Origin of the sequence: Cupriavidus phytohabitans, assembly GCF_017815025.1 — a bacterium.
In the GTDB taxonomy this organism is placed as follows: Bacteria; Pseudomonadota; Gammaproteobacteria; order Burkholderiales; family Burkholderiaceae; genus Cupriavidus.
The window spans coordinates 20,761-44,243 of sequence record NZ_JAGIQB010000013.1 but is presented as its reverse complement, the minus strand read 5'-3'; the positions used below and the strand labels follow the sequence as shown (position 1 = coordinate 44,243).

Annotated in this window: 22 protein-coding genes and 1 riboswitch; of the genes, 12 read left to right on the top strand and 10 right to left on the bottom strand. The window is 61.3% G+C overall.

Annotated elements, in window-relative coordinates:
- The first annotated feature begins 149 nt into the window (after positions 1–149).
- From J8I34_RS11215 to J8I34_RS11205, 3 genes are all read left to right on the top strand, one after another.
- On the top strand, positions 150–563 hold the full coding sequence (locus tag J8I34_RS11215) for a hypothetical protein (protein ID WP_209806057.1): 414 nt from the start codon (positions 150–152) through the stop codon (positions 561–563).
- Positions 564–895: 332 nt separating this feature from the next.
- Positions 896–3,028, top strand: a complete 2,133-nt coding sequence (locus J8I34_RS11210; RefSeq protein ID WP_245175886.1) for an AAA family ATPase — start codon at positions 896–898, stop codon at positions 3,026–3,028.
- A gap of 23 nt (positions 3,029–3,051) precedes the next feature.
- Positions 3,052–4,296, top strand: a complete 1,245-nt coding sequence (locus tag J8I34_RS11205; protein WP_209806056.1) for a hypothetical protein — start codon at positions 3,052–3,054, stop codon at positions 4,294–4,296.
- Positions 4,297–4,370: 74 nt separating this feature from the next.
- On the opposite strand, the gene J8I34_RS11200 is transcribed toward J8I34_RS11205, so the two are convergent.
- From J8I34_RS11200 to J8I34_RS11165, 8 genes are all read right to left on the bottom strand, one after another.
- A complete protein-coding gene (locus J8I34_RS11200) occupies positions 4,371–5,351 on the bottom strand; it encodes an ADP-ribosylglycohydrolase family protein (protein WP_209806055.1) in 981 nt (326 codons plus the stop codon).
- Between the two features lie 106 nt (positions 5,352–5,457).
- Positions 5,458–6,600, bottom strand: coding sequence for a methionine adenosyltransferase (gene metK, locus J8I34_RS11195; protein ID WP_209806054.1), 1,143 nt, complete (start codon positions 6,598–6,600; stop codon positions 5,458–5,460).
- A gap of 131 nt (positions 6,601–6,731) precedes the next feature.
- Positions 6,732–7,160 carry a DUF3293 domain-containing protein gene (locus J8I34_RS11190; protein WP_209806053.1) on the bottom strand — a complete coding sequence of 143 codons (429 nt, stop codon included), beginning with the start codon at positions 7,158–7,160 and terminating at the stop codon, positions 6,732–6,734.
- 28 nt (positions 7,161–7,188) lie between these two features.
- A riboswitch (SAM-I-IV-variant riboswitch) is annotated at positions 7,189–7,294 on the bottom strand.
- Positions 7,295–7,547: 253 nt separating this feature from the next.
- The gene (locus J8I34_RS11185; protein ID WP_209806052.1) at positions 7,548–8,852 is read right to left on the bottom strand and encodes a 5-methylcytosine restriction system specificity protein McrC; all 1,305 of its coding nucleotides are present in this window, start codon (positions 8,850–8,852) and stop codon (positions 7,548–7,550) included.
- 3 nt (positions 8,853–8,855) lie between these two features.
- Positions 8,856–9,992 carry an AAA family ATPase gene (locus J8I34_RS11180; RefSeq protein ID WP_209806051.1) on the bottom strand — a complete coding sequence of 379 codons (1,137 nt, stop codon included), beginning with the start codon at positions 9,990–9,992 and terminating at the stop codon, positions 8,856–8,858.
- On the bottom strand, positions 9,982–10,611 hold the full coding sequence (locus J8I34_RS11175) for a hypothetical protein (RefSeq protein ID WP_209806050.1): 630 nt from the start codon (positions 10,609–10,611) through the stop codon (positions 9,982–9,984). Before J8I34_RS11175 ends, J8I34_RS11180 begins: the two co-directional genes overlap by 11 nt.
- Complete coding sequence (locus J8I34_RS11170; RefSeq protein ID WP_209806049.1) at positions 10,568–12,799, bottom strand: Eco57I restriction-modification methylase domain-containing protein; 2,232 nt, start codon at positions 12,797–12,799, stop codon at positions 10,568–10,570. The genes J8I34_RS11175 and J8I34_RS11170 overlap by 44 nt, the downstream gene beginning before the upstream one ends.
- Complete coding sequence (locus J8I34_RS11165) at positions 12,796–13,890, bottom strand: DNA adenine methylase (RefSeq protein WP_209806048.1); 1,095 nt, start codon at positions 13,888–13,890, stop codon at positions 12,796–12,798. The genes J8I34_RS11170 and J8I34_RS11165 overlap by 4 nt, the downstream gene beginning before the upstream one ends.
- Before the next feature lie 806 nt (positions 13,891–14,696).
- Here J8I34_RS11165 and J8I34_RS11160 point away from each other — a divergent pair.
- From J8I34_RS11160 to J8I34_RS11135, 6 genes are all read left to right on the top strand, one after another.
- Positions 14,697–15,152 (top strand): hypothetical protein, encoded by a 456-nt coding sequence (locus J8I34_RS11160; protein ID WP_209806047.1) that lies wholly within the window; start codon positions 14,697–14,699, stop codon positions 15,150–15,152.
- A gap of 110 nt (positions 15,153–15,262) precedes the next feature.
- Positions 15,263–16,228 (top strand): DUF932 domain-containing protein, encoded by a 966-nt coding sequence (locus tag J8I34_RS11155; protein ID WP_209806046.1) that lies wholly within the window; start codon positions 15,263–15,265, stop codon positions 16,226–16,228.
- Between the two features lie 74 nt (positions 16,229–16,302).
- Positions 16,303–17,301, top strand: a complete 999-nt coding sequence (locus J8I34_RS11150; RefSeq protein ID WP_209806045.1) for a YqaJ viral recombinase family nuclease — start codon at positions 16,303–16,305, stop codon at positions 17,299–17,301.
- A gap of 16 nt (positions 17,302–17,317) precedes the next feature.
- The gene (locus J8I34_RS11145) at positions 17,318–18,220 is read left to right on the top strand and encodes a recombination directionality factor (RefSeq protein WP_209806044.1); all 903 of its coding nucleotides are present in this window, start codon (positions 17,318–17,320) and stop codon (positions 18,218–18,220) included.
- Between the two features lie 245 nt (positions 18,221–18,465).
- Positions 18,466–19,239 carry a hypothetical protein gene (locus J8I34_RS11140; RefSeq protein ID WP_371748065.1) on the top strand — a complete coding sequence of 258 codons (774 nt, stop codon included), beginning with the start codon at positions 18,466–18,468 and terminating at the stop codon, positions 19,237–19,239.
- A 150-nt stretch (positions 19,240–19,389) separates the two neighbouring features.
- Positions 19,390–19,692, top strand: a complete 303-nt coding sequence (locus J8I34_RS11135; protein WP_209806043.1) for a hypothetical protein — start codon at positions 19,390–19,392, stop codon at positions 19,690–19,692.
- Positions 19,693–19,716: 24 nt separating this feature from the next.
- On the opposite strand, the gene J8I34_RS11130 is transcribed toward J8I34_RS11135, so the two are convergent.
- On the bottom strand, positions 19,717–20,064 hold the full coding sequence (locus tag J8I34_RS11130; protein ID WP_209806042.1) for a helix-turn-helix domain-containing protein: 348 nt from the start codon (positions 20,062–20,064) through the stop codon (positions 19,717–19,719).
- A 487-nt stretch (positions 20,065–20,551) separates the two neighbouring features.
- On the opposite strand from J8I34_RS11130, the gene J8I34_RS11125 reads away from it, so the two are divergent.
- Positions 20,552–20,920 carry a hypothetical protein gene (locus tag J8I34_RS11125; RefSeq protein WP_209806041.1) on the top strand — a complete coding sequence of 123 codons (369 nt, stop codon included), beginning with the start codon at positions 20,552–20,554 and terminating at the stop codon, positions 20,918–20,920.
- A 28-nt stretch (positions 20,921–20,948) separates the two neighbouring features.
- Complete coding sequence (locus J8I34_RS11120; protein ID WP_209806040.1) at positions 20,949–21,290, top strand: lysozyme inhibitor LprI family protein; 342 nt, start codon at positions 20,949–20,951, stop codon at positions 21,288–21,290.
- Between the two features lie 633 nt (positions 21,291–21,923).
- On the opposite strand, the gene J8I34_RS11115 is transcribed toward J8I34_RS11120, so the two are convergent.
- Positions 21,924–22,895: an aldo/keto reductase gene (locus tag J8I34_RS11115; protein ID WP_209806103.1), complete on the bottom strand. Its 972-nt coding sequence runs from the start codon at positions 22,893–22,895 to the stop codon at positions 21,924–21,926.
- A 194-nt stretch (positions 22,896–23,089) separates the two neighbouring features.
- Here J8I34_RS11115 and J8I34_RS11110 point away from each other — a divergent pair, with 194 nt between their 5' ends.
- Complete coding sequence (locus J8I34_RS11110) at positions 23,090–23,479, top strand: nitroreductase family protein (RefSeq protein WP_371748067.1); 390 nt, start codon at positions 23,090–23,092, stop codon at positions 23,477–23,479.
- The last annotated feature ends 4 nt before the right edge of the window (positions 23,480–23,483 follow it).

The following is a 23,483-nucleotide window of genomic DNA, read 5'->3' as shown; positions in this document are numbered from 1 at the left end:
GCACCAAATGCGCAGATGTCCACGCAGAATTCTTCAAGCCGTGATCGACGCCAAGTTAGTCCAGCACTGTGCAAGTCATCTCATTGCCGAAGTTAAGACACGTCGCCTCCCGGCTTGAGGGAAATTGACCCATTCTCGCAAAAGCAGCCATGCCCCAGCTCATCGAACATATCGACGCTATCGCGCGACGCAAGCAGCGCGACGTTCTCTATCTCTCCTTCTTCGATGCGGGAGGCGAGTGGCGAGTGCCGGGCAACTGGCAACAAAACGCCACGCGCGAACAGGTAATCGCATGGTTGGCCACCAATGGCTATGGCTGGGAACCGTGTGGCGAGATTGCCAGGGAGTCGGCCATGACGAGCTATGGTGGCTCGATTTATGTTGATACGGCGTTTGACGAGGCCGATCCGTTGTATCAGGCGCTGGCCGCATTCCTCGAGCATCCCGATGGCACCCCACGCCTCCCCGGCATGAAGTTCTGGGCGGTTTCGCTAGACGTAGCGATGCAGAACGCGCATCACGATGCGCCAGGTTTTTGGGATCAATGGGCTGAGAAATTCTGATGCCGTTTTGAGGAGAAGGTTCACGATGAGCCAATGCAGATACTGCAGTTCCAGCAGCTACGGTGGCGGGTGTGCCTACAGCCCCCACAAGCGGCATGAGCACACGGGCGATGATAGGAAATGTGAGTTTTGCGGATCGAGAAGCCACGGCCTGGGTTGTCCCTACAGCCCCACAAGGGCACACAGACATGGCAGCGGCGACAAGAAATGCCGCTGGTGTGGCTCTACGTCCAACGGAGCGGGATGCGCCTACAGTCCAAACCGGACACACGAGAAGTGACAGTGTGCGGAACCCTTCGGGTGGAATCGCCCCGGGGATTCCACAGCCTGTCATGAACAAGGAGATTCGCGAGATGCTTCGTCGCCGCCGGCGCCACTCTTCTCTGACGCCCCAAGACGTGACTCCCGCCGTCCGACTGTGGCTGCTGCGCCTGCTAGTGCCGCTCGGCGCGCACCGCGAGTTCATCCAGCGCGCCGGCTTCGCCAACGATGTCCTGGCCCATGCGCTCGGCCTCGGTGAATATCTGGATCCCGAGGATCCGGATTTTGACCCGCATCTGGTACGAAGCCGGTTGCGCAAACTCCACCAGGAAATCGAGGGCACTTATCGGGACGCCGGCAGCGACATGCCGATTTTCCTGGGCAGCAATATTGCCCGCCTGGCCAGCCTGGTAGGACTGTCTGAATTGGATTGCAGCATCCTGGCATTCGTGGTGATGCTCAAGAATGAGCGCCTGCTCGACGATACGGCCGACTGGCTGGGTTCGCTGTCGGCCGCGAAAGTCTTCCAGGTACTGTCCGTCCTGCTCGACTACCCCGAGGCCGAGGTGCGAGTCGCCCTGGGGCCGCATGGGGTACTCGCTCAGTCAGGCCTCGTGTCCGTGGATCGCGGTTGCAGCATGACGCTTAGCGGCAAACTCGACCTGCTGTCCGATACTTTCGCCGACCACATTGTCTCGTCCGATGCCGACCCTGTCTGTCTGCTGCGCGACACGGTTATCCCAGCCGGATCGGCGCATCTGGGGCTGGACGACTATCGGCATGTGCAGGCCTCCTTGCAGGTGCTGCAGCCCTATCTGCGGCGTGCCCTCTCGGATAGGCGCAAAGGTGTGAACGTTTTTGTCTACGGCCCGCCAGGTACGGGCAAGAGTCAGCTGGCCAAGGTGCTGGCACGCGAACTCGGCTCCGAGCTCTTTGAAGTGGCCAGTGAGAGCGGGGATGGGGATCCGATCGACGGCGAGCGGCGTCTGCGCGCCTACCGGGCCGCCCAGAGCTTCTTCAGCCAACGCCGGACGCTCATCCTGTTCGACGAGGTGGAAGACGTTTTTAATGACGGTGATGGCCTGTTCGGACGCAAGAGCACCGCGCAGACTCGCAAGGCCTGGATCAATCGGACACTGGAGGCCAACCCGGTGCCCACATTCTGGCTGTCGAACACCGCACGCGGGCTTGATGGTGCCTTCCTGCGGCGTTTCGACATGGTTCTGGAATTGCCCGTGCCACCGCGCAAGCAGCGCGCGCTAATCATCGAGCGCGCCTGCGCCGGGCTACTTGACGCCCGCGGAGTGGACCGCGTAGCCGAATCCGAGGAGCTGGCGCCCGCCATCGTGACGCGTGCCGCATCGGTAGTGCAGGCGGTCCGGCAGGAGCTCGGCCCTGAAGGCGCAGCCACAGCCATGGAATTGCTGATCGACAATACGCTGGAAGCCCAGGGCCACAAGCCGATTGCAAGATCGGACGCCAGATCGGACTCCGGTCGTTTGCCCGAGATCTATAACCCGGCCTTCGTTCACGCGGATGCCGACTTGGCCGCACTAGCTACCGGACTGGCACGTACCCGAGCCGGGCGGCTCTGCCTGTACGGGCCGCCGGGAACCGGCAAGACCGCCTATGGCCGCTGGCTTGCCGAGCAGCTCGAGGCTCCACTGCATGTGGTTCGGGCTTCCGACTTGATATCCAAATGGCTGGGTGAAAGCGAGCAGAACATCTCCCGTGCCTTCCGGCAGGCCGCGCAAGATGCGGCAGTGCTCCTGATCGATGAGGTGGACAGCTTCCTGCAGGACCGGCGCGGCGCCCAGCGCAGCTGGGAGTTCAGTCTCGTGAATGAAATGCTGACCCAGACGGAATCATTCCCCGGAGTGTTCCTGGCCTCGACCAACCTGATGGATGCCCTGGATCAGGCGGCGCTGCGGCGCTTCGACCTGAAGGTTAAGTTCCACTACCTGAAGCCCGGCCAGGCGTGGGAGCTGCTCGGCCGCCAGTGCGAATGGCTCGGGCTCCCGGCACCCAGCGCGGATTTGCAGGCACGGCTTGGTCGGCTCGAGATGCTGACACCCGGGGATTTCGCCGCCGTCATGCGTCAGCATGGCTTCCGCCCCTTGATGTCCTCCTCCGATCTGGTCGCGGCACTCGAGGCCGAATGCACAGTAAAGGACGGAATAAAGAGTACTATCGGCTTTCTCTAATTCAACAATTGCAAGGGTAAGCCGTGAAGAAGGACGAGTATCTGAGGAATGACGATGTATCCGGCCTCATCAATTTTGTGGCCGGTGTTATCAATGGCTCGATACCTATCCAGTTTCCCTACGTCTTTCATAGTGCGAAGGTGCCATCCGGTTTTTCGGCAAGCTTTGGTCTTTCTGGTGTCGCCCCTACATTGAAGGACCTCTTTGACCGCTATTGGTGGAACAGGAAATCCTACGAAGAGAATGCTGAAACGCTACTTCGCATCCAGAACAGCCTTCGCAACAGCCTGAAGAATTCCGTCCCGAACGCAGCCGATGTCTACAAGGCCGTCGCAGACATCATGGACTGGGGGCTGCATCCCAAGGCAGCCGCTGCCAACAAGGCGTGGGCAGAGGCGCAAGGGGCGAACCTCTCGAATATCCTGCTCAAAGGCAAGGCTGCCCTCGAAAGCGAAGACTCGGCCTTCGATGCGTTCCCCGGTATTCGAATGAATGCGGGCTATACCAAGGTCTACGCGCTCCTATGCGAGAACTCGATCATCTATGATGGCCGCGTGGGAGCCGCGCTGTGCTGGCTGGTTCGTCTGTATCTTGTTCGCAATGGTCACAAGGGGCAAATACCGGACACCTTGGCTTTCCTTTGGTCCGGGGGTCTCAGCGCTCAGCATCGAAACCCATCCGGCGATGGCTTCGTTTTTGAACCGCTAAGAAACGGAATGCACGGCGCGAGTGAGGCCTGGGCAGATGTGAATATGCGGGCAAACTGGATTCTCGAATCTGCAAGAAACCAATCGGACGCGGAATGGTGTCGTTGCGAGGATGGCTTGCGTAAGCTCGAGGCGGCACTCTTCATGCTTGGCTATGCATTGCCCGCTGGCCAAGGCATTGAGAGTGTCACCAAGCGGACAAATAGAAGAGAACGCAAGCACCAGTCTCAAGAAGTACCGCCCGGCCATCTTCCATTCGACGAGGCCTCGGGCTATTTCAGCTATACGGAATTGGCCGCTTTCATGAGAGGCCAAAAGTTGCCGTTCATGATCATCGGAGGCGACAATCAGTCATTTGACAAACATGAGAAACCGCATTCGCTGGATTATTGGTTAAGGGCCCGGTCCTCACGGCCCGATGTTCGGCAGTCAACTACCAAGCTAGTCGATGACCTTCTCGCAACCGGCCTTTTCATCCGCAGGAACGATGTGTGTCCTGTATCTGGAAGGGTCTGCAACAGTGTCGGCCTTACCAACGCTATTGGTTGCGAATCGCTATAAGGGACAAGACCTCGGCCTGGTCTGCTTTGGCTTCGCGCAAGCGAGGGGCCCGGATCTTGCCATTCCCCGCTGGATCACTGCCCCCTTGCCAGCAAGGTGGAAATCATTGGCTCAACGAGATCAAAGCCCCGCAACTGCTCAAGCCATCGCGGGGGAATGCCGCCTGGCCCGAAGCGAATTCCCGCCAGGCCGCCGGCGACGCAGGCCGTTGTGTCCGTGTCGTTCCCGAACAGGATGGCAGTCCTGACGACGTCCTCGAACGTCGACTCTTCGAGCGCACGCCGCACCGACCAGATTGTGTCGAGCACATAGCCCGTGCCGCGCGGTGCGTCATGCTTTGGGAAGCCTCGCAGAACCTCCAGCTCGCGGAAATATTCGTTGCGTTCCCGCGCGTCGGGCCACGCCTTGTAGACCTCTTCGAGACGACCATCTGCCGATGCCCAGGGGTCTGCAATTCCTTGCAGGTAGCCCGTCGCAACGAGGCAATAGAAGGCGCACGCAATCCGCGAGCGCGGGTGGGCATGGGTGGACAGCGACTGCAGGTGGGCCTCGCGCACCAGCGCCGAGTCGGTCCCTCTATGCAGGAGGGCCAAGGGTAGGCAACGCATTAGGCTGCCGTTGCCGTTGTCCATGACATCAGCCCCGCCCGATTCGCGTGGCTCCACGCCGTCGCGCAGATTGTCCAGCGCGTCGGCAGTCTGGATTCCGACATCGAAGACCCGCCCATCGACGGCCAAATAACCACGGTCCAGCCAACGTAGCAGCCGGTCGGCGAAATCGACCAGCGAGAAGTGCCCCTGTTCGACTAGGGTGGCCAGCAGACACAGGGCCTGCGCACCGTCGTCGGACCAGGTCCCTATCGGCACGCCGGTGTGCGCGCGCGGAAATCCAGATGGCGGCTGCATCTCGATTGCACTGCGCGCCGGCAATTGCTGCGCCGAGTGAAACTCATACGGTACGCCAAGCGCATCGCCCACCAGCAAGCCCACCAGACCGCCCAGCCTGGTATGGTCGGGATGCTGCCGTGCCAACCCCAGGAATCCATCATGACTCATTCGGTATCCTCCTCGACTGTTCTCCCGGGCGGCCTCCGCCCGGTCGGCAATTGCCGCCCTCATACGCATGGCGCAGGCTCGCGCCCGCGCGCCCCCGCCCATCACCTTACTGTTCCCAGGGCAGGCTCAGATCCTCACGACCGAAATGGCCGTAGGCTGCGGTCGGATAGTAGATGGGGCGCAACAGGTCCAGGGTTTCGATGATGCCCTGAGGCCGCAGGTCGAATTCGCGCGCAAGCTCGGCGGCAATTTCGCGCCCCGGCTCGGCCTCGGTCCCATACGTCTCCACTAGGAAGCTGACCGGCTCCGCCTCGCCGATCGCATAGGCAATCTGTACCAGGGCGCGCCGCGCCCAGCCGCGCGTCACCACCTGCCTGGCCAGGTAACGCGCCATATAGGCCGCCGAGCGGTCCACCTTGGAGGGATCCTTGCCAGAGAACGCGCCGCCGCCGTGGGGCGCCGCACCGCCATAGGTGTCGACGATGATCTTGCGGCCGGTCAACCCGGCATCCCCCTTGGGCCCCCCCGTGACGAAACGCCCCGTCGGGTTGATCAGGCAGCGCAGCCCCTTGGCGCGCAAGTGCGCGGGGATCACTGGCTCGATCACATGCTCCAGCACGGCGGCGCGCAGCGCTTCCAGCTCGACACCCGCGTCATGCTGCGTGGAGAGCACCACGGCTTCGATCTGCGTGGGGCGGCCGTCGACGTAGCGGAAGCTCACCTGTGACTTCGCATCGGGCTGGAGCCAGGGCAAGATGCCCTGCTGCCGCAGTTCGGCCTGGCGCCGCACCAGCCGATGGGCGTAGACGATGGGTGCCGGCATCAGCTCGGGCGTCTCGTCGGAGGCATAGCCAAACATTAACCCTTGGTCCCCCGCGCCCAGAATGCCGTCGGCCCGATCGACCCCCTGGTTGATGTCCTGCGACTGGCCATTGAAGCGGATCTGGACCTCACAGCGCTGCGGGTCGATGCCCGCTTCGGCATCGCGATAGCCGGTCTCGCGCAGCACGTCGCGCACCAGGGTCTCGGCCGAGGCACGGACGGCATCGAAGTCATCGCGGCGCCGCGTCTTGAACTCGCCGGCGACAATCACGCATTGGTCGGCCAGTAATGTCTCGCAAGCGACGCGCGAGTGGGGATCGCGCGTCAGGAACGCATCGAGGATACGGTCGGAAATTCGGTCGGCGAGCTTGTCCGGGTGACCTGCGGAAACCGATTCCGAGGAAAAAAGGCCGTTGCGAATCGTCATGGATTTCTCCTGTTTAGCCGCTTTTGACCATGCGTCAGGGGGCGGCAAGCTGGAACAAATCCCCCGGTCCCTTCCCCCGTACGGGGCGGCGGACCTACCGTTTTTCCATCTAGATCTGGATATGTCCGTGCCTATCGCAGCAGGATCAATCGCGGCAGCGCATCGGCGCCGGACCAGACGACGGCGTTCTGGCCAAGCTGCGTGCCCAATGCCTTGGCGTCGTCTAGGCCCAAGCCGAGCACCAGGAAACTTGCCTCGCCCGTCCAGCCATTATCGGGATGCTGGCCGATGCCATCGATGTGGCGCAGGCCCAGTTGCCGCAGCGTCTCCGCCAAGGCCTGCTGCAGCTCGGCGTTGCGGGCAGGTTCCTGCTCCTTGCTGAAGGGATTGCACGCCGTGATGTAGGCGCTGCAGTCCACGCCGGCCGCCTCGTGCAAAGCCGACAGCACGGGGGTGGGCTCGCCCACTTTCAAGGTGGTCGGCACACTGCCGTGCACGTGGTAGTGTGTCTCCAGGTAAGCCCGGATGACGTCTTGTGGAATCGCCGAGTCAGAAAACAAGAAAACCCTCCGTAATGGAGGGTCGACGCATTACCCGCTTGGTTGCTCCTGCAGGAGCCACATCCGCTTTCGCGATCCACCTTGCCCGGGGAGGCAGGTTGGCATGGGCGTCGACCCAATTCAAAATGCGCGACAATTAGAGCACACGCTATTCCGGTGCGTCAAGCGCTTATCGGCACTGCGAGCACCCGTAATGGTCGACGAATTTGTAATGCCGCTGAGCTGATCCCGGGCGCCTTCGTAGGGGCCATGGAGTCGTCTCAAGGACAAGACTGCGATTCCGAGCTGACGCTTGCCTCCTGCGGATAGTGACTGACTACGGCCACCCCATGCATGTCGACGTAACCACCATTCGCCGAGGCCAACGCTGAGTGTCCTTTGGGGCGATTAGGTGAATGCGGCAGACACTCCGGCAGCCATGTTGGCAGCAAACGTCTTGAGAGCTCCCATCTTGGAAATCAGTCGGATCTCAATCTGAACGCCCACAATCTGCACAGCGTCCACCAGAACTCTCTCAAACACCGTGCAAGTACCCACAGGCTGCGGCTCGCCGCCTGGCTGGGCGGGGTAAGCCAGCACCACCAGATTGCAGCACGCCGCCCTAGAAAAGGCTAGGGCCTCATAGATGTCAGCCTCAGAAATGCGAAGTTGCCCGCGCTCGACGTGGCCCTTGTACTTGGCGTCCAAGAGTATTCGGGGCCTAGCGCCACCGGCCTGGATCACACAGTCGGGATAGACCGACACGTTGCTGACGGTACCCATGCTGAGCTTGGTCTTGGTGCCCAGCGTAAAACCTTTCTGCGGCACTACGGCTGAGCGACCAAAGCCTAGTCTTGCGGCCACTGTCAAAAGGTCTTCCCACACCCGCCAAGTTGCCACTAGGTAGCCAGGAGCATGGGCCTGGCCCTGCTTGTAATTAAGGCCCAGGCCACCCAGCACGTCGACGGATATGTCGTGTAGGGACTTCCAAGCCTTGTGCCTTGCGGGCAAGGGCTTACGGCGATTCGCCGGGGTGTCTTGCGGCGAGAGGTCTTCGATGAGGCGCACCAGCGAACCGGCGGTCGAAGGATCGCTCACCTCTGGCAACAGTTCCTTGGCTGCTGCCAGAATATATGCGTTCCAACCATTGCGCCGATCAAAGCGAATAAGGTCCTGCGTAAAGCCATCGGGCGAGGGAAACATGAGGTCCACAGGATCGGGGTCCCCATCGATGAAGAAATCTGCCTCCCTCACCCTACGATAGGTGCGCAGCGGCCGCCGCTTGCGCGCCTCATACATGCTCGTGATGGAGCGCGCCACCAAGGTAGAAAGGTCGCGCGGTGCGCCGCCTGAGGCCGACAGGCGCTCGGAAGCCAGAAGTCGCCCATGTCGTGAGAGCGTAGATAGAAAGAAGAAGTCTTCTCGCCAAGCAGCATCGGCGTCATCGAGCCCCAGGAATTTGGGTGCCACTTCCAGTTCCAGTGAAGGAGCCAAGCGGATAAGCCCTGCAAAGTCGATCGCCCGTGCGCCCTTGGCATCCACACTGATAGGGTTGTAGCCCAGCCCCAGGCTCGAAGCGGCACGACTACCGGCGTCCGTCAGGAGGCTGTTGGCCTTGGTGCGATCCAAACCAGCCGCTGCAGCAATGTCGCGGCTCAGGTCAACGGGTGCGCCGTATTCGACAAGCGAAAGCCGTGTTCGGTTGTGTGCCAAACGCTATCCCCTGGCAAAGGCCCTCAGGGCGGGGTAGATGTTGGTCTCGTTGAAGTTTGAGGGGCCTTCGAGCCTGAAACGCAGATCATCCGCGAAGGTCGTCTCAGTGAGCTTGAACGGATTGAAAGCGGGCCCGTCCAGGGCATTAAGGACTGTGGCAATGCCACGGGTGTCTCCGAAAAACACCTCTTCAACGTGTGCTCGAACCTTGGCCCAGCCCACACACAGTGTGCGCAGTCCCTCAGCTAAAGTCATGGTCTGTGGCGTTACGTCTGACATGAGCACCCCGTGGCCGATCTGAAACTCAGGGCCGCGACCCAGAGCAATCTGTTCGTTGACGCCCACCCACGCCCTCACCGAAGCCTCCAAGGCATCTGTCACGTTGGCCGGCACGTCAAGAAGGCCATGAGCCCCCTTGACATCTAGGCCATAAAAATTCCTGAGCGCCTTTTCGTCGGGTTCCAACCGCAGAGGTTCCCAGCGACGTAAGAAGGCCACATCCAACGGTTCCACCGAGGCGTCGGCCTGGTTCATCGCCGCCAGAATGTACAGGTCGTGGGGTAGGGCGTACTCAACCACATTGCCAGTGCTCGGGTCGAGCATTTCAAAGTACTGGGTCTCGGCACGCTTGGAACCATCAGGTGCCAAGCGCTTGTCGGGCTCGATAGCCACGATGGCGCCACCGAACACCTGCACAGCGGGCCCACGGTTGATCTCATCGATGATGAGCAGTGCTGCTCCGCTTGCCGTTCTTGCGTGCTCACCGGCACGGTAAAGCGTGCCTTTAACGATGGCGAAGTCTGGAGCACCGGCCACCTTGTTGACCGCTGGCGTGATGCCAGACACAAAGTCACGGTATTTGGAGTTCTGGTGGAACACCGTCCGAAAAACCTTCCGCTCCGTCTTGGTGGGAGCAGGAATGTCCTTATCGGCGCCGCCCGCCGCGGGCGGGATCGGAATGCCGCCAGTGTGATTGAGCTTGGGCGGTCCACCTGCAGGTGCGATACCAAAGGCCATCTCAAAAGCCAATGCGACCTCTGCCAGTAGCTTCGTTTTGCCGGTACCAGGCGGCCCCGAAATCAGCACGTTGCGAGACCGGGCCAGAAGCTTTAAGGCCTGTTTGCACTCATCACTTACCATTGCAGTACCTGCCCGCATTGGTGAAGTCTCGGTAGCCGATCACCACTTGATTAACTGGGCGCTCGGCATCCAGGCAGTCGAGGAGCTCCTTGGCAACCACAGGGTGCCAAGCGTTTGGTGTCCGCAAGGACTGCTCTTCAGCGTAGTGCGGCCACACAGAGCCATCGTCAAGTTGAATCAGCAAAAGCAGGACTCGATTGCCTACACCGATCTTGACCTTGCTCGCGTCGAAGCAGGGGTACTCGTGTACTCGTGCAATGCGGCCCTCTGAGGGGCGCACGTCGGTAGGCGGCTCAAAGTAGGCCTCATCGCTTCGAACCACGCCCTTGGCGTCATGCCAAGAAAAAACCCCTTTGAACACGTCGATCTGTACGATCTTTCCACCGCGCTTACGGCTTTCTTTGACCGTTTTTGGGAACATCTGCATGATCACCGGCAACAGCGTCTTGTAGGACCCAAAACGAAAATCACGAGCACCACCGCCTGTATCAGCGTCATTGGACTTCGCTTGAAGTTTTCGCAAATCGCCTTCGACAAGTTCCTTATAGAGGATGCGGGCCACATTCCCTGCCACATTAGCCATTACTTTGTGCTCCTTCTTCTTCGATTTCTTCGCCACCCAGGGCGAGCTCCGAGGGGACATAAGCCATGGCCCCCAAAACGCGCGCCTCCACCACACGACGCTGCCAAACTGTAGACCCACTTCCCGTGCGCTTTGCCACAGCCGCAAGAACGCTATCTCGGGTAATCGTGGACTTGATTTCGCCAGGCAGCGCAATTTGACCCCGATCCAAAATCGGAAAATCCTGGAGTACCAACTCCATGTCATTCAAATCAAGCCCATAAGCTACAGCCACTTCTGCATCGATCTCGCCTCGAAGCTGGGCCATGCGCTCACAGGTCTCGAGGGTTGCTCCTGCTCCATCGAGCTTTCTCAGCTCATGCGATGCGCTCACTAGTTTCTTCCAAGGCAGCCCGTCTTTGGCAAGCTTGGGCAGTGGAACGCTTTGCAGGAGGAAGTAGTTCACTGTCGTGGTGAGCACCCGTCTGAGCATCCAGTCAAAGGCGAAGCTATTGGCAATAGCCGCCCACACCAACAGCCGCTCTTCCGAGGGGTCCTCAGGAAAGAGAATCGTGGGCACCTTATTGCCGCACACCGCCCCGGCTGGAATCAAGGCAGCCATGAGCGAGCGCTCGTTGGTCTGTCCCGCGATATCACAAAAACCAACGCGCAGGACGTGCGCCCGATGCTGGTTGGCCCTAGGCATGTCCGAGGGCCGAATCCAAAACTGCGGAGAGAGGCGCGAACCACCAATGGAATAGGCTTCCCACAGTGCACTACGGCCTGTACCCGACACGTGCCCCTTCACACCAAAGCGGTGGGCTTGCACCATGCGGCCTTCCACGAGCGGCAAGGCCCCAGCCGTTGAACGACTCAGAAATTTGGGCCGCTCCTTGGTCATATCGACCTCTCGGCAGAACTTCGGAGTCCAGCCGTAACCAGGCTCCTCCCAAGAGATGCCAGCCTCAGCGATCTTGGAAAAAAGCTTCCACTCTGCGACGCTACGCACCTCGGGCAGGCTTAGGTCGGACCGAACGGCTGCTAGTGCCGCGCGGCCAATCGTTGCACTGCCCGTGACCTCCAAGGCCGTAGGCGTGCCGCGTTCATGCAGCAATTGGATGGGCTCACGCTTGCTCTTTTCCGTACCTGCCTTCACTAGCGCCACAGCCAAGAACTTGAACCGCGTGTCGATGGCAAAAAACCTGGCTCGATTGTCGATGATTGACAGAGATACGCGCTGGCTGGCCTCGAAAATCTTCTGACGCATGGCCTGCGTGCCTTTCGAGCGAATGAGACCACCGGGAATGAGAGCCGCGACAATTCCTTGCTCCTTGCAGAGCTCAAAAAAGAGATCCGTGAAAGCAATGTAGAGGTCAGGCTCCCCGTTGCCCAGGTCGGGGTAGCGTGCCAGCAGCCGCCGAGAATAGTTCGCGACCTCATCACGTTGAGCCGCAAACCGCGCCTCATCAAAGTCGTGAATCTGGGCCCCGTAATGCCGCTGGGTGCCAGAGGACTTCAAGAACTCGTGCCTCGAAAGCTTAACTTTCTCCCAGGGCGGATTGCCAATGACCGCATCAAAGCCCTTAGGGGCCATGCCAGCCCAGATCTTTCGGTCTGCCATCAGGCAGTCGCCGCAGTACCACCGGGCCCGCATCGCTTTGAGTGCTGCCACATCGTCCGTCAAGGAGGCCAGGCTTAGCAGAGCCGCCCGTAGGGAATTGGCCGACAAGTCCGCAGCGCACACCCCGTGGCCGAGCCAATGAGCGGTTTTTGCCCGATCCATGCCGCACACGGCAAGGGTCAAAGCAGTCAGCAAGATTCCCGCCCCACTGGCCGGATCGACCACCTTGCTCTTGTACGTCAGTTTGGGCGCTGCGAGCTGCGCCAACCGCGTGGCCAAGCGGAAGTCGGTGTGATAAGCGCCGGTGTTCTTGCGGTCCTGCTCCTGTAGGGCCTCACGCGCCAGCGCACTGAGGGCCAAAGCGTGATGGATGGGCGAGCGCTCGATAGCACTTGCCACTGGGGCCGCAAGCTCCAAGAGCTCGGCTGCAGTCTTCTTGCTTTGCACACCAAAGGCTTCGTGAAAGGCCGTCAGGTCGAACCCTCCAAATCGCGCCGAAGCGGCCTCTAACACTTGAAGGCGAAGCTCGAAGCTCGCGGGGCCATGCGCACCACCCACGGCCCTGGAGAGGGCCGCCTCTGCCGGGACTAGGTACTCTGCTTCAACGGGCCGAGGAGCACTCATGCGTAGCTCTCCACGAGAATGCGCTTGGTGGTCTTGACGGTCTTACGCTGGGCCTTGGGAGGTTGAGCCTGGGCTCGCTCCACGACCACCAAGAACTCGTTTACATCCGAAGCAGTGCTGCTGGCGACCTTGTTGGGTCGATAGCGACCAATAGCCCCCAATGGATGCATTGTCGATTTGCCGATCTCCGAGAGTTCGGCCTTCATGTCTTGCATGCCGATGTGCCCTTCACTGCTGTACGAGAGTAGGACCTTTTGAGCCTTCAGGCTTTGCACCAGACACGAAAGCGTTTTGAGAGCTCTGGTCTTGTAGCAAAAATCCGAAGCACGGTCCTTCCACGGCCGCAGACCCGCAACGCCCTCGACCTCGGGCTCATCGCCTAGGGCCACTGTTTCAAGGATGTGGTAGTAGCTGGCGTACTGACGCTTGGTGTACGGAGGGTCTAGGTACACGAGGTCTTGAGCACTGTTGGGAACGTCGAACACATCACCCACCCTCGCCTCCACGCAAACGCTGGTGGCTTTAAGCGCCCTGCACCGCATGGCGATCGTCTCCTGGGACTGGTTAGTCCACTTGGAAAGAAAGCACCCAAAGGTGCCGGCAATGTTGGCCACGCGGTTTAGAGCGCCGAAGAGGTCCGCGATCAGCAACCGTTCTTCGACCTCATTGACGGATCCCGCCTCACTCCAATCGGCGATCAGTGCTCGCATGGCATCGATTCGGGCCGCGTTCTCTTGGGTAAAGTAGCGCCGCTCAATGCCACACGAGCCGAGCGACGCGGGGCTGTATTCGCGCCATATGAAGCCGTGCTTGGGCTTAGCCGCGTTGAGCGTGGATATGGCCTTCGCGTAGCCACCTAGTTTCTTGAAGGTCGCCTGCTCTTGGCTGATAAGCCGAGCCCCAGCGGAGATCACGGCCGAGTGCAGGTTATCGTTAATACGCACGTTCCAGCCGAGCGCTGCGGCGGCTTCAGCCACCACACCGGTCCCACAGAACGCATCCACAAAGAAGGCGCCCTCTTTGGGGCGCCCCATGTGTGGGGTAATTTGGTCGACGAGTCTGGACTTCGAGCCGATGTAGCGGAAGGTCATGCTGCCGCTCCTACGTGAGCCCTACGGTTTGCATGTGTTCGCTTGTGGGAGGTGCCTTTGGGGCTTGCGGGTACGATGCCCTTGCGGTCGCAGTACTCGCCCAGCAGCACTTCGAGCATGTTCACCATGCTACGCTGCTCTTGGTCAGCGGCCTCCTTCAAGGCTCGCTTGAAGGTCGGGGAGACTCGGAGGTTCAAGGTCTCGCTCTTGGTGTCAGTGAATCGCATGGGGCGCCCCGCAAATGTCTGTGCAACTGCGTTAGTGTACAGATGTCCAGCAGCTCTGGGGAGCTATCCTGAACTAATTTGGCAATGGCAAGCACATGTGGCGCCGTCCCAGTAGCCGTCGCACCCCGGCAAACGCTCATGGAGAAAGCACACTATGAGACCTAGCAGTTAACAAAACCTGTTGAATGTCCTGACACCGCTGTCCGAAACCCACTAGTCTTGATCGTCCGCTGTTATTCCCACATCTCGAGGGGGCAAGTTGGGAGGTGGCCGTCCGCGCTGTTCACACCATGTGAAGCAGCTGAATGTGGTTGGTGCCCCTTCTAGGGGCGGCGCTAAGCTGACCAAGAAATAGAACGAAAAAATTTTCAACCAAATATTACCTCCATGGATGCGCGGTGGAAATCCACTGCATTGGACCGCCACGGTCCGGACTCTGACCGTTCATGGAGAAATCATGACACTCAATAATTCCCCCCTCGAATACTTGCTCGCATTCGCCATTGTCTTCCTAATCGGCGCGCTCTGGGCCCACCTACGCTGCAGCAACCGTGGCGCTCACCCGAAGGAGCAGGCGGCATGATGGCAATCTGCCCACATTGCCAGTCACCACAGGTGGTGACCCGTAACCACGCGCGCAAAGTTGGCGGCACCCTCGGCGCCATCGCGGGCGCCGCCAGCGGTTTTGCCGCTGCCATGAACGGCGCACGCATCGGCGGCACGCTCGGCGGCCGAATCGGACTCATCGCCGGCCCTCCCGGCGCCGCCCTGGGCGCGGTCGCCGGGGCCATCCTCGGCGGCGTCCTGGGCGGAACGGCCGGCTGCTCGGCCGGTGCTACCTTGGGCGAGCTGATCGACGACAAGGTCCTGCACAACTACCGCTGCCTGGACTGCAAGCACACGTTCGGGCAATCGTCGGCCTGGTCTCATGTCCGCAGGCAACCGTCCTTTGACGGATCCGATTCGGGTACGCACGGAACCCGTCCATTCGATCCGAACGAGGACGACGAGCCGTTTTCGCTGTCTCGCGGCTGACCCGGCTGCGGACTCATCCTCGGCGCCTCCTTCCATACCGCCCCCTCACTCCATCATCAGCCCGGCTCTCGCCGGCCTATATGCACTCGTCTTTCCAAAAGGAGCATTCCATGCACCTCGTTCAATCGATGGCCTACGTCGGTCAGCAACCGTGGCACGGCCTTGGCAACCAGCTCACCCCCAACCAACCTCTCGAAATTTGGGCCGAGCGCGCCGGCATGAACTGGCGCATCGAGTCCTCCGAAGTCCGCTTTGTCACCGGCACTGCCGGCATCGGCGCCATTCATGCCTTCCCCGACCAGAAGGTGCTGTACCGATCCGATACCAAGGCGCCGCTTTCGGTCGTCTCCAGCCGCTACCAAGTCGTCCAGCCATCGGAGATCCTGGAGTTTTATCGAGATCTCACGGAAGTTGGCGGCTTCGAACTGGAAACGGCTGGCGTGCTCAAAGCGGGTCGGAAATTCTGGGCGCTCGCCAAGACGGGCCAGACCGGCACGCTCAAGGGCAAAGACAAGGTCGACGGCTACCTGCTGCTCGCCACCGCCTGCGATGGGACCTTGGCCACCACCGCGCAGTTCACGTCCGTGCGCGTCGTTTGCAATAACACGCTGCAGATTGCCTTGGGGGATGGCACAGGCTCAGTCAAGGTGCCGCATCGCAGCCAGTTCGATGCCCAGGCCGTCAAGCGACAGCTCGGTATCGCCATCTCGTCCTGGGACGCCTTCATGATCCGCACCAAGGCTCTGGCGGCGCGCAAGGTCACCGAGTCGGCCGCCGATGCATTTTTCCGGCGCGTGCTGACTTATCCGGTGGCTGCTACCAACGATCGCGACACTCTCGCCGTCAACGAGCGCGCCATCAAGGCGGTAGCGCAGCTATATGCCGGGCAGGGTAAGGGCGCGCAGTTGCCTTCCGCGTCGGGAACAGCCTGGGGCTTGCTCAATGCGGTCACCGAGTTCACCGATCACCACCGTCGCGCCCGCAGCAACGACCACCGGCGGGATGCAGCGTGGTTTGGCGCAGGCGCAACGCTCAAGCAGAAGGCGTGGGATGAGGCGCTCAAGCTCGTGGTGTAGCCCTCCCCCTTTCTTCCCTACCTGTCGGCCCGGTCGAGTTCGCTCACCGGGCCGCATCATTTTTTGGAGGTTGCATGAGTGCCCTCGAACCCGTGCAGGCCAGATCCCGCCGTCCTGCCCTCAAGCTGATCAAGACAACGGAATTATCCCGCTCCGACTGGCTGGCGGTACGCAGAACCGGCATGGGCGGGTCGGATGCCGCCGCCGCGGTTGGCCTCAACCCCTATAAGAGCCAGCTCGAACTGTGGTTAGAGAAGACCGGCCGGGATACCGATCTGCCGAAGCCCGACCCGAACGACACGACGGATCCCGTCTACTGGGGCACGTTGCTGGAGCCCATCGTGGCAGCGGCGTACACCCGGCAGACAGGCCACCGCGTACGCAAGGTCAATGCCGTCCTCCAACACCCCACAATCCCCTTCATGCTCGCCAATCTGGATCGGGAAGTTGTCGGCGCCCCCGATGTGCAGATTCTGGAGTGCAAGACCGCAGGCGAATTCGGCGCCCGACATTGGCAGGACGGCGTACCGGAATACGTCCAGTTGCAGGTGCAGCACCAGCTGGCGGTCACCGGCAAACTGGTGGCAGATGTGGCCGTGTTGCTGTGTGGTCAGAAGTTGGAGGTCCATCGGATTGAGCGGGACGACGACCTAATCGCCCGGCTGATCCCGCTGGAAGCTCAGTTCTGGCGCTACGTCGAGACTGACACCCCTCCACCCGGAGACGGTTCGGAGTCAGCCGATCGCGCGCTGCGATGTCTGTACCCGAAGGATAGTGGCGAGACGTTGGATTTCTCGGAGGACCGCCAGTTGTCAGCGGCGTTCGCCGATCTGGTTGCCATTCGGGCCGATATCGGCGCAAGGGAGCAGGTAGCAGCCAAGCTCAAGCAGACCCTCCAGCATGCGATGGGCGACGCCTCGCGAGCGCTGTTCGAGACCGGCGAAGTCAGCTTCAAGCGCAGCAAGGACAGCACCACGACCGACCTGCAACGCTTGCAAGCCGAACACCCGGATCTTGCGCAGCAGTACGTCATCCCCAAAGCCGGAACCCGCCGCTTCCTCATTCACCCCTAATTCGTGGAGTCACACAATGCTCAAAGGACTAGCCATTACCCCGCCCGTCATCGGGCGCATTTCCATTGGCCGCGTGGTCGAGAAGAACGGCAAGCGCCTACCGGAGAAGGACGATCAGTTCACGCTGACCAGTCAGGTGCAGAACCGCGACGGATGGGTTTTGCACCCGCTCGATGAGGCGCTGCGCAAGGCTGGCAACATCAAGCTGCGCGCGATCCCGGTGCGCGTGCTGTTCAATGACCCGGCGCTGAACCTGCGCGCCGAATACAGCCTGTTCGACCGCGAGACCGGGCGCCCGGTCTGTGTGGGCAATGGCGAGACCTGTAAGCGGGCCACCGCTGAAGGGGTCGCCGCTTTGCCGTGCCCGTCGCCGGACGGCTGCGGCTTTGGCAGGGCGGCTGGCTGTAAGCCCTACGGGCGGCTGAATGTGGCGATCGGCGGGGACGACGAGCTGGATTCGTTCATCTTCAGGACCACGTCCTATAACTCGATCCGTACGCTGGCCGCTCGCCTGCATTACTTCGGGGCGGTGTCGGGCGGGCTGTTGGCCTGCCTGCCGCTCGAGTTGAAATTGCGGGGCAAGTCCACCACGAAGAGCTATCGGACGGCGATCTACTACGTGGATCTGGGGGTGCGCACTGGCAGTACGCTGGAAGCGGCAATCGGCGAAGCGAGGGAACTCGACACGCGGCGCAAAGCGGCCGGCTTCAACCAGGCGGCACTGGACGAAGCCGCGCGGCTCGGGTTCGGCAACGGTGCATTCGAGGACAGCGACGAGGAAAGCGCGGCGGTGGTTGAGGAGTTCTTTCCAGAAAAGACTGAAACCGGCCGTCCCAACGGCGAGGTGGCGACAACTGTGCCGAGTCTGCGCGACAAGCTCGAGCGGAAGGCCGGGGTCATTGCGGAGGCAGTGCCGTGACCGCCACCAAGGCGGGAAAGCCGGTGCACGTCCCGTCTCGGGGCGCGCTTGGGCTGGCGCTGGCGGCTACCGGCACGGCCCTGTGCCTGTCGACGCTGGCGGGGTGGCAGCGCGGCGGCTGGCTGGTGGAGCGCTTAGCTGGATGGCCATCGGCGTGGTGCTCGTCCTGAGCGCTCACATCTTGCCCGCCTTGGGTCAAGGCTCCCGCCCGGCCGTGCGCCGGGTGGGCGGGCTGGGCGGCCTGCATGGCGGCAGCGGGTTACGGTCACGCGACCTTCTTCCTCTGGTCACAGCAACACGCGGGGGAAGCGCGAGCGGCGGCGATGGCGTCGGCCGCTACCAACGCAGTGCCGCAGTCGGCCGTCGCGCCAAGCCGTCCCTTGTCGGCAATTACCGCCGATCGCGCAAAGGTCGTCACGGCGTTGGCTGCAGCCGAAGCCAGACGTTGCACCGGTGACTGCACGGTAACCAAGATCAGGCTGGCCAGCTTGGCGGCGACGCAAGAAGCGCTCACAGCCGAGGTCGAGGAGGCCAGACGCCGGCAAGTCGCCGAGGATTGGCGGGAAGAGACGGCACGTCGCGAGACTGCCCGTCGTGAGGCGGTCCGCCACGACCCAGTCATGACGGCGCTGGCGGCCTGGCTTGGGATCACACCGGATGGCGTCGAATTCCTGCGAGCGCTGGTACTCGCGTCCGCGCTCGAAGGCGTCGCCTGCTATGGCTGGTTCCTGGCACTTGCCGCTCGCGTACCGCCTGTGACTGAGTCGATTACGGACAGTCAGACAGTGCCCACGGCGGCCGAGCTGTCTCTGACCGGTGCAGTCTTCGATCACGACACCGACACGGCGCCGGTAACGTCCTCCCCGTCCCCAAGTCATGCCGAACCCGAGCCGGAATTGGATCGGTTGCATCGAGCCATCGCCGCGGGCCAACTTCGTCCCACCGTGGCGGAGATCCGGCGCCATCTTGGCTGCTCCCAGGCGAAGGCGTCAGCGCTGCGTCGGCAGTTGATGACGTGACATTCGCGCGGTAATGCCCAAGTCCGCCTGACTGACTCCAACGCGTTCCCGGCAACGGCACTCCTGCCGCCAACGCCCCCCTTCCAGACTCTTTCTTTCTCGCCCATGACTCGCATGAGTTGGGCGTGTCCACTATTGGAGAAACGCTTCATGACTAACTCGTGTACCTCAGGAACGGACAGCCCCAGATTCCGACTTGGCCGCCTGGTTGCGACACCGGGCGCGCTAGCCGCATTGCGGGCAGCGAAATCGCATCCGATCGCCCTGATCGTCCGGCACCTGGGCGGTGACTGGGGCGAACTCGACGACGATGACCGGCAACAGAACGAAATCGCGCTGGTCGCGGGCATGCGCCTGCTGTCCAGTTACACGTTAGAGACTGGCAGAAAAGTCTGGGTGATCACCGAGGCTGACCGCTCGGCCACGACCCTGCTGCTCCCGGACGAATACTGACGCGCCGTTGAAGCGATGCACGGATCACCGGCGGGCCAGCCGAACAGCCAGCTTCTCGACCATCTCCACGATCATGGCCCGATCGTGGCCGCCGACTTTCGCGAGCAGCCGGGCGAGGTGGTTGGCTTGATCGGCGGACCTGTTGCTGGCCTCCGTCAACAGGTCCGATGTCTCGCACTGAAAGATGTCGGCCAACTCGGCAAGTCGCCCGATCGTCGGCATCACCACACCCCGCTCGATACGGGAAACCGCCTCATTGCCAATCCCCAGTCGTTCCGCGACTTGCTCCTGCGTCAGGTTGGCGGCGATGCGCTGTCTCGCAATCGCTCGCCCCACCACGCCGGCCAGCTCGTCCATGTCTGTCTTGCGCATGCCCTCTCCTAGTCCACCCGGATGGTTGAGGATCACCTTCTTGACATGAAGTGTTTTTTAGGTTGAATTTCAACCTTAAAAGTCGTTAACAGGAGTTGCCTTCCAGCCTAACAGGGGGTAGCCGCCCCTCATCTTTACTTTACCAACGAGGAAAAACTCAATGATTTCAAACAGATGCAGAAGCACCCTGCGCGTCCTGATTGGTAGTACCGCCATTGCCGCCCTGTCGGCATGTGCCGATGGCGATGGTCGTACGTCGGCAGCCGCCAGCAATCCCAACCCGACCGGCAAGGCGATCGACGGTTAACGACGCTGACGAGGGCCTCCACATCCTGCTCATGCTGCCGCACGTGGATCGGCAGATGGCCATCAGCAACACCGGCAATCAGAAGATCCGTTGATTTCCACAACCCGAACAGCCATTTCGCAACCCTATAGAGAAGGGTTTAAACCGCTCTCAATTACGCCTTTTTCAAGGAGAACTCTCATGCGCAAAACCATCATCGCCGTCGCTCTCGCCCTATCGTCCACCGCCGCATTCGCAGTCTCCACCTGCGACACCATGCCCACCAAGGCCAAGCAAGAAGACTGCTGGTCGAACCTGATCGGCGGTTACCTCGCCGAGGCTGACGAATACACCTTTGCCGTGACGGAATCGAAGAAAGTTCCTGCCACGGTGAAGCGCAACGTGGAAAAGAAGCGCCAGGCTATCCCGTTTGATGCCCAAGCCCAATGCCGCAAGGACAGCATGGGCTATCCGGAGAACAACTGTTATATCCGGATCGTCCAGCGCTTCAAAGACTACACCTACGAACAGACGTCGAAATACGGGGTCCCCGACATGCGCATGAATTAACCCCCCTCCTCCTCCAAGGATAATCACCATGAAAAAGATCATCGCAACCCTTATCCTCGCAGCAGCCGCTACTCAAGCCAGCGCCTACGTTGACATCTGCAACATGAAGCGTTCGCAAAGCGAACAGATGCAGTGCTATCAGTACGGCGCCAGCGGCGGCATGATGCGACTGAAGAAGAACTACGAACGCACTCTCAACTCAAACAACGTGACCGAGAGCGAAAAGAAGAACCTGCGGGATAACCAAAAAAAGTGGGAGGCGGCTGTTGACCGTAAGTGCAGCGATAACGTTTGCGTCTACCACGCCGTCGCTCAGCGCAACGAAGACCTCCAGCAGTTCATGCAAAATCACGGCCTCCAGTCGATGTAAGCCACAGCGGCATAAAGCGCAGAGTGGGCAAGCGCCCACTCTGGCCGACGTCTGCCTGTCTTTTTTTGGGCTCTTCACCGATTTCCGGGGAAGCACGCAAGGTGCTGACGGGCCGAGTTCCACCACAAGGCGCCATTCACATCGATCGTTGTTCCGAAGTTCAGAAGGCGGCTACGTCCTGCGACCAGTCATTCGTCGTCCGCCGCCATCATCGGCGCTCCCCTCTCCACGACGTTGCGCAATGACCGCTTTGCCGTGGAACGAAGGGATTTCGTGGGCCTCGCCGAAGGGTTTCCGCAGATTCCTCGGGTGTCGGAGGCATCCGGGATGATCTGGATCTAGGCAGATTTACTCCGCCTCACGAAGTGATTTTCGGCGTGCCAATCGTTGTTCGCTTCGCCTTCGCCAATCCTCGTGCAGTGGTGGCAGACTAAGGTAGAGCTGCTGTGTCGCATCACAGAGGCCGAGCAAACCATGAACATGGGCGAATCGTTCACGCTGGGTCTCCGGCCAGCAATAGGGTGGGCGCTGCCAGGCGAGCGCTCAGTGCCTGTCAGGAGACAGGGTTAGTCGGCCTCTCGGCCTTCCAGTGCTTTCGTCCGCATTTCGCGAGTCTGCCCAGAGGGCGTGACTTCATGCTTCCAACCCGGCGAACAGCCCTTCCAGGCGCTGTGCGATCTCGTTATCCAGCTGCGGCACTAGGGCAAGTGCGCCAAGGTTGGCACGCAGTTGCTCTACCCGCGAAGCGCCGGTAATGACGGTGGAAACGTGTGGATTGCGCAGCGCCCAGGACAGCGCCAGCTGGGCCGGCGTGGCATCCAGCGTGCGCGCGATGTCCGCCAGCTGCTCCACGGCCGCCCGTATGCCGGCACTGGCGATGCGCTCAAGCAGGCGTTCGTTGCTGTTCAGCGCGGCACGGCTGTCTGGCGCAATGCCGTCCGCGTACTTGCCGCTCAGCACGCCCCCTGCCAGCGGGCTCCAGGTGGTCAGCCCCAGGCCGATATCCGGGTACAGCCGCGCGTACTCCTGTTCGACACGCCGGCGCGCCAGCAGGTTGTACTGTGGCTGCTCGGTGACAGGCTTGTGCAGGTGCGCACGATCGGCAAAATCCCAGGCCGCTCGGATCGCGTCGGCGTCCCACTCGGACGTCCCCCAGTAAAGCGCCTTGCCACGCGCAATGATGTCGTGGAAGGCCCAGACGGTCTCCTCGATCGGAGTGTCCGGGTCCGGCCGGTGCGCATAAACTACGTCGACGTAGTCCAAGCCAAGCCGGGCCAACGAGCCGTCAATCGCACCCAGCAGGTATTTGCGGTTAAGTGTGCGGCGTTGGTTAGGCCCGTCGTTAAGGCCAGCAAAGAACTTGGTGGTGACGACGAAGTTCTCGCGCGCCCAGCGCAGCTCGCGCAGCGCTTCCCCCATCACGTTTTCCGCCTTGCCTTGCGCATAGCTCTCCGCATTGTCGAGAAAATTGATGCCATGATCTCGCGCGACCGCGAGGATCTCCACTGCTTCGGCCACGCCAACCTGGCCGCCGTAGGTCACCCATGCGCCGAGCGACAACGCGCTCACCTTCAGCCCGGCGCGTCCCAGTCTGCGATATTCCATTTGCCTTATTTCCTTTCGCTTCGTGATTAATGCCGACGCGGCCTTTGCGCCGCCCTGCCTCATGCGTGGCCCACAAGCGGAAACACTTCCTGCCCCACCAGCAGCGCTTCCTCCAGGTTGGGATAGCCGGACAGAATGAAGGTGTCGATGCCCAGCGAGATGTACTCTTCGATGCCGCGCTGGCCGCGCAGAATGTGGTGACAACGGCCGAGTTGCTCGGTCTGGGCACGGTATATATCGGCGCGCTGCGAAACCAGTCCGAGGCAGTGGCGCGCAAGCTGAATACTGGCGCCGGCGTATTTCCCGTATTCGGCCTTTGCATCGGCGTTCCCAATTTGGCCCTGCGACCGTCAAGCCGCGGCTGTCGCAGCGCGACGTGCTGTACCGCGAGCAACGCGCCGACGCAGACGCGCGACGTGGTCGCCGCCTACGACGAGATCATAAAGGCATTCAGTGGCTTGCAGCAGCTGCCACAGGACGCACGGAGCGCCCATTCCGTGGCACGCCTGCGCGGCCCGGCCAGTCTGAAAGGTTGCGACCGCCTGCGTGAAGCGCTGGCAGGGCAAGGCTTTGAGCTGCTGTAGCGCA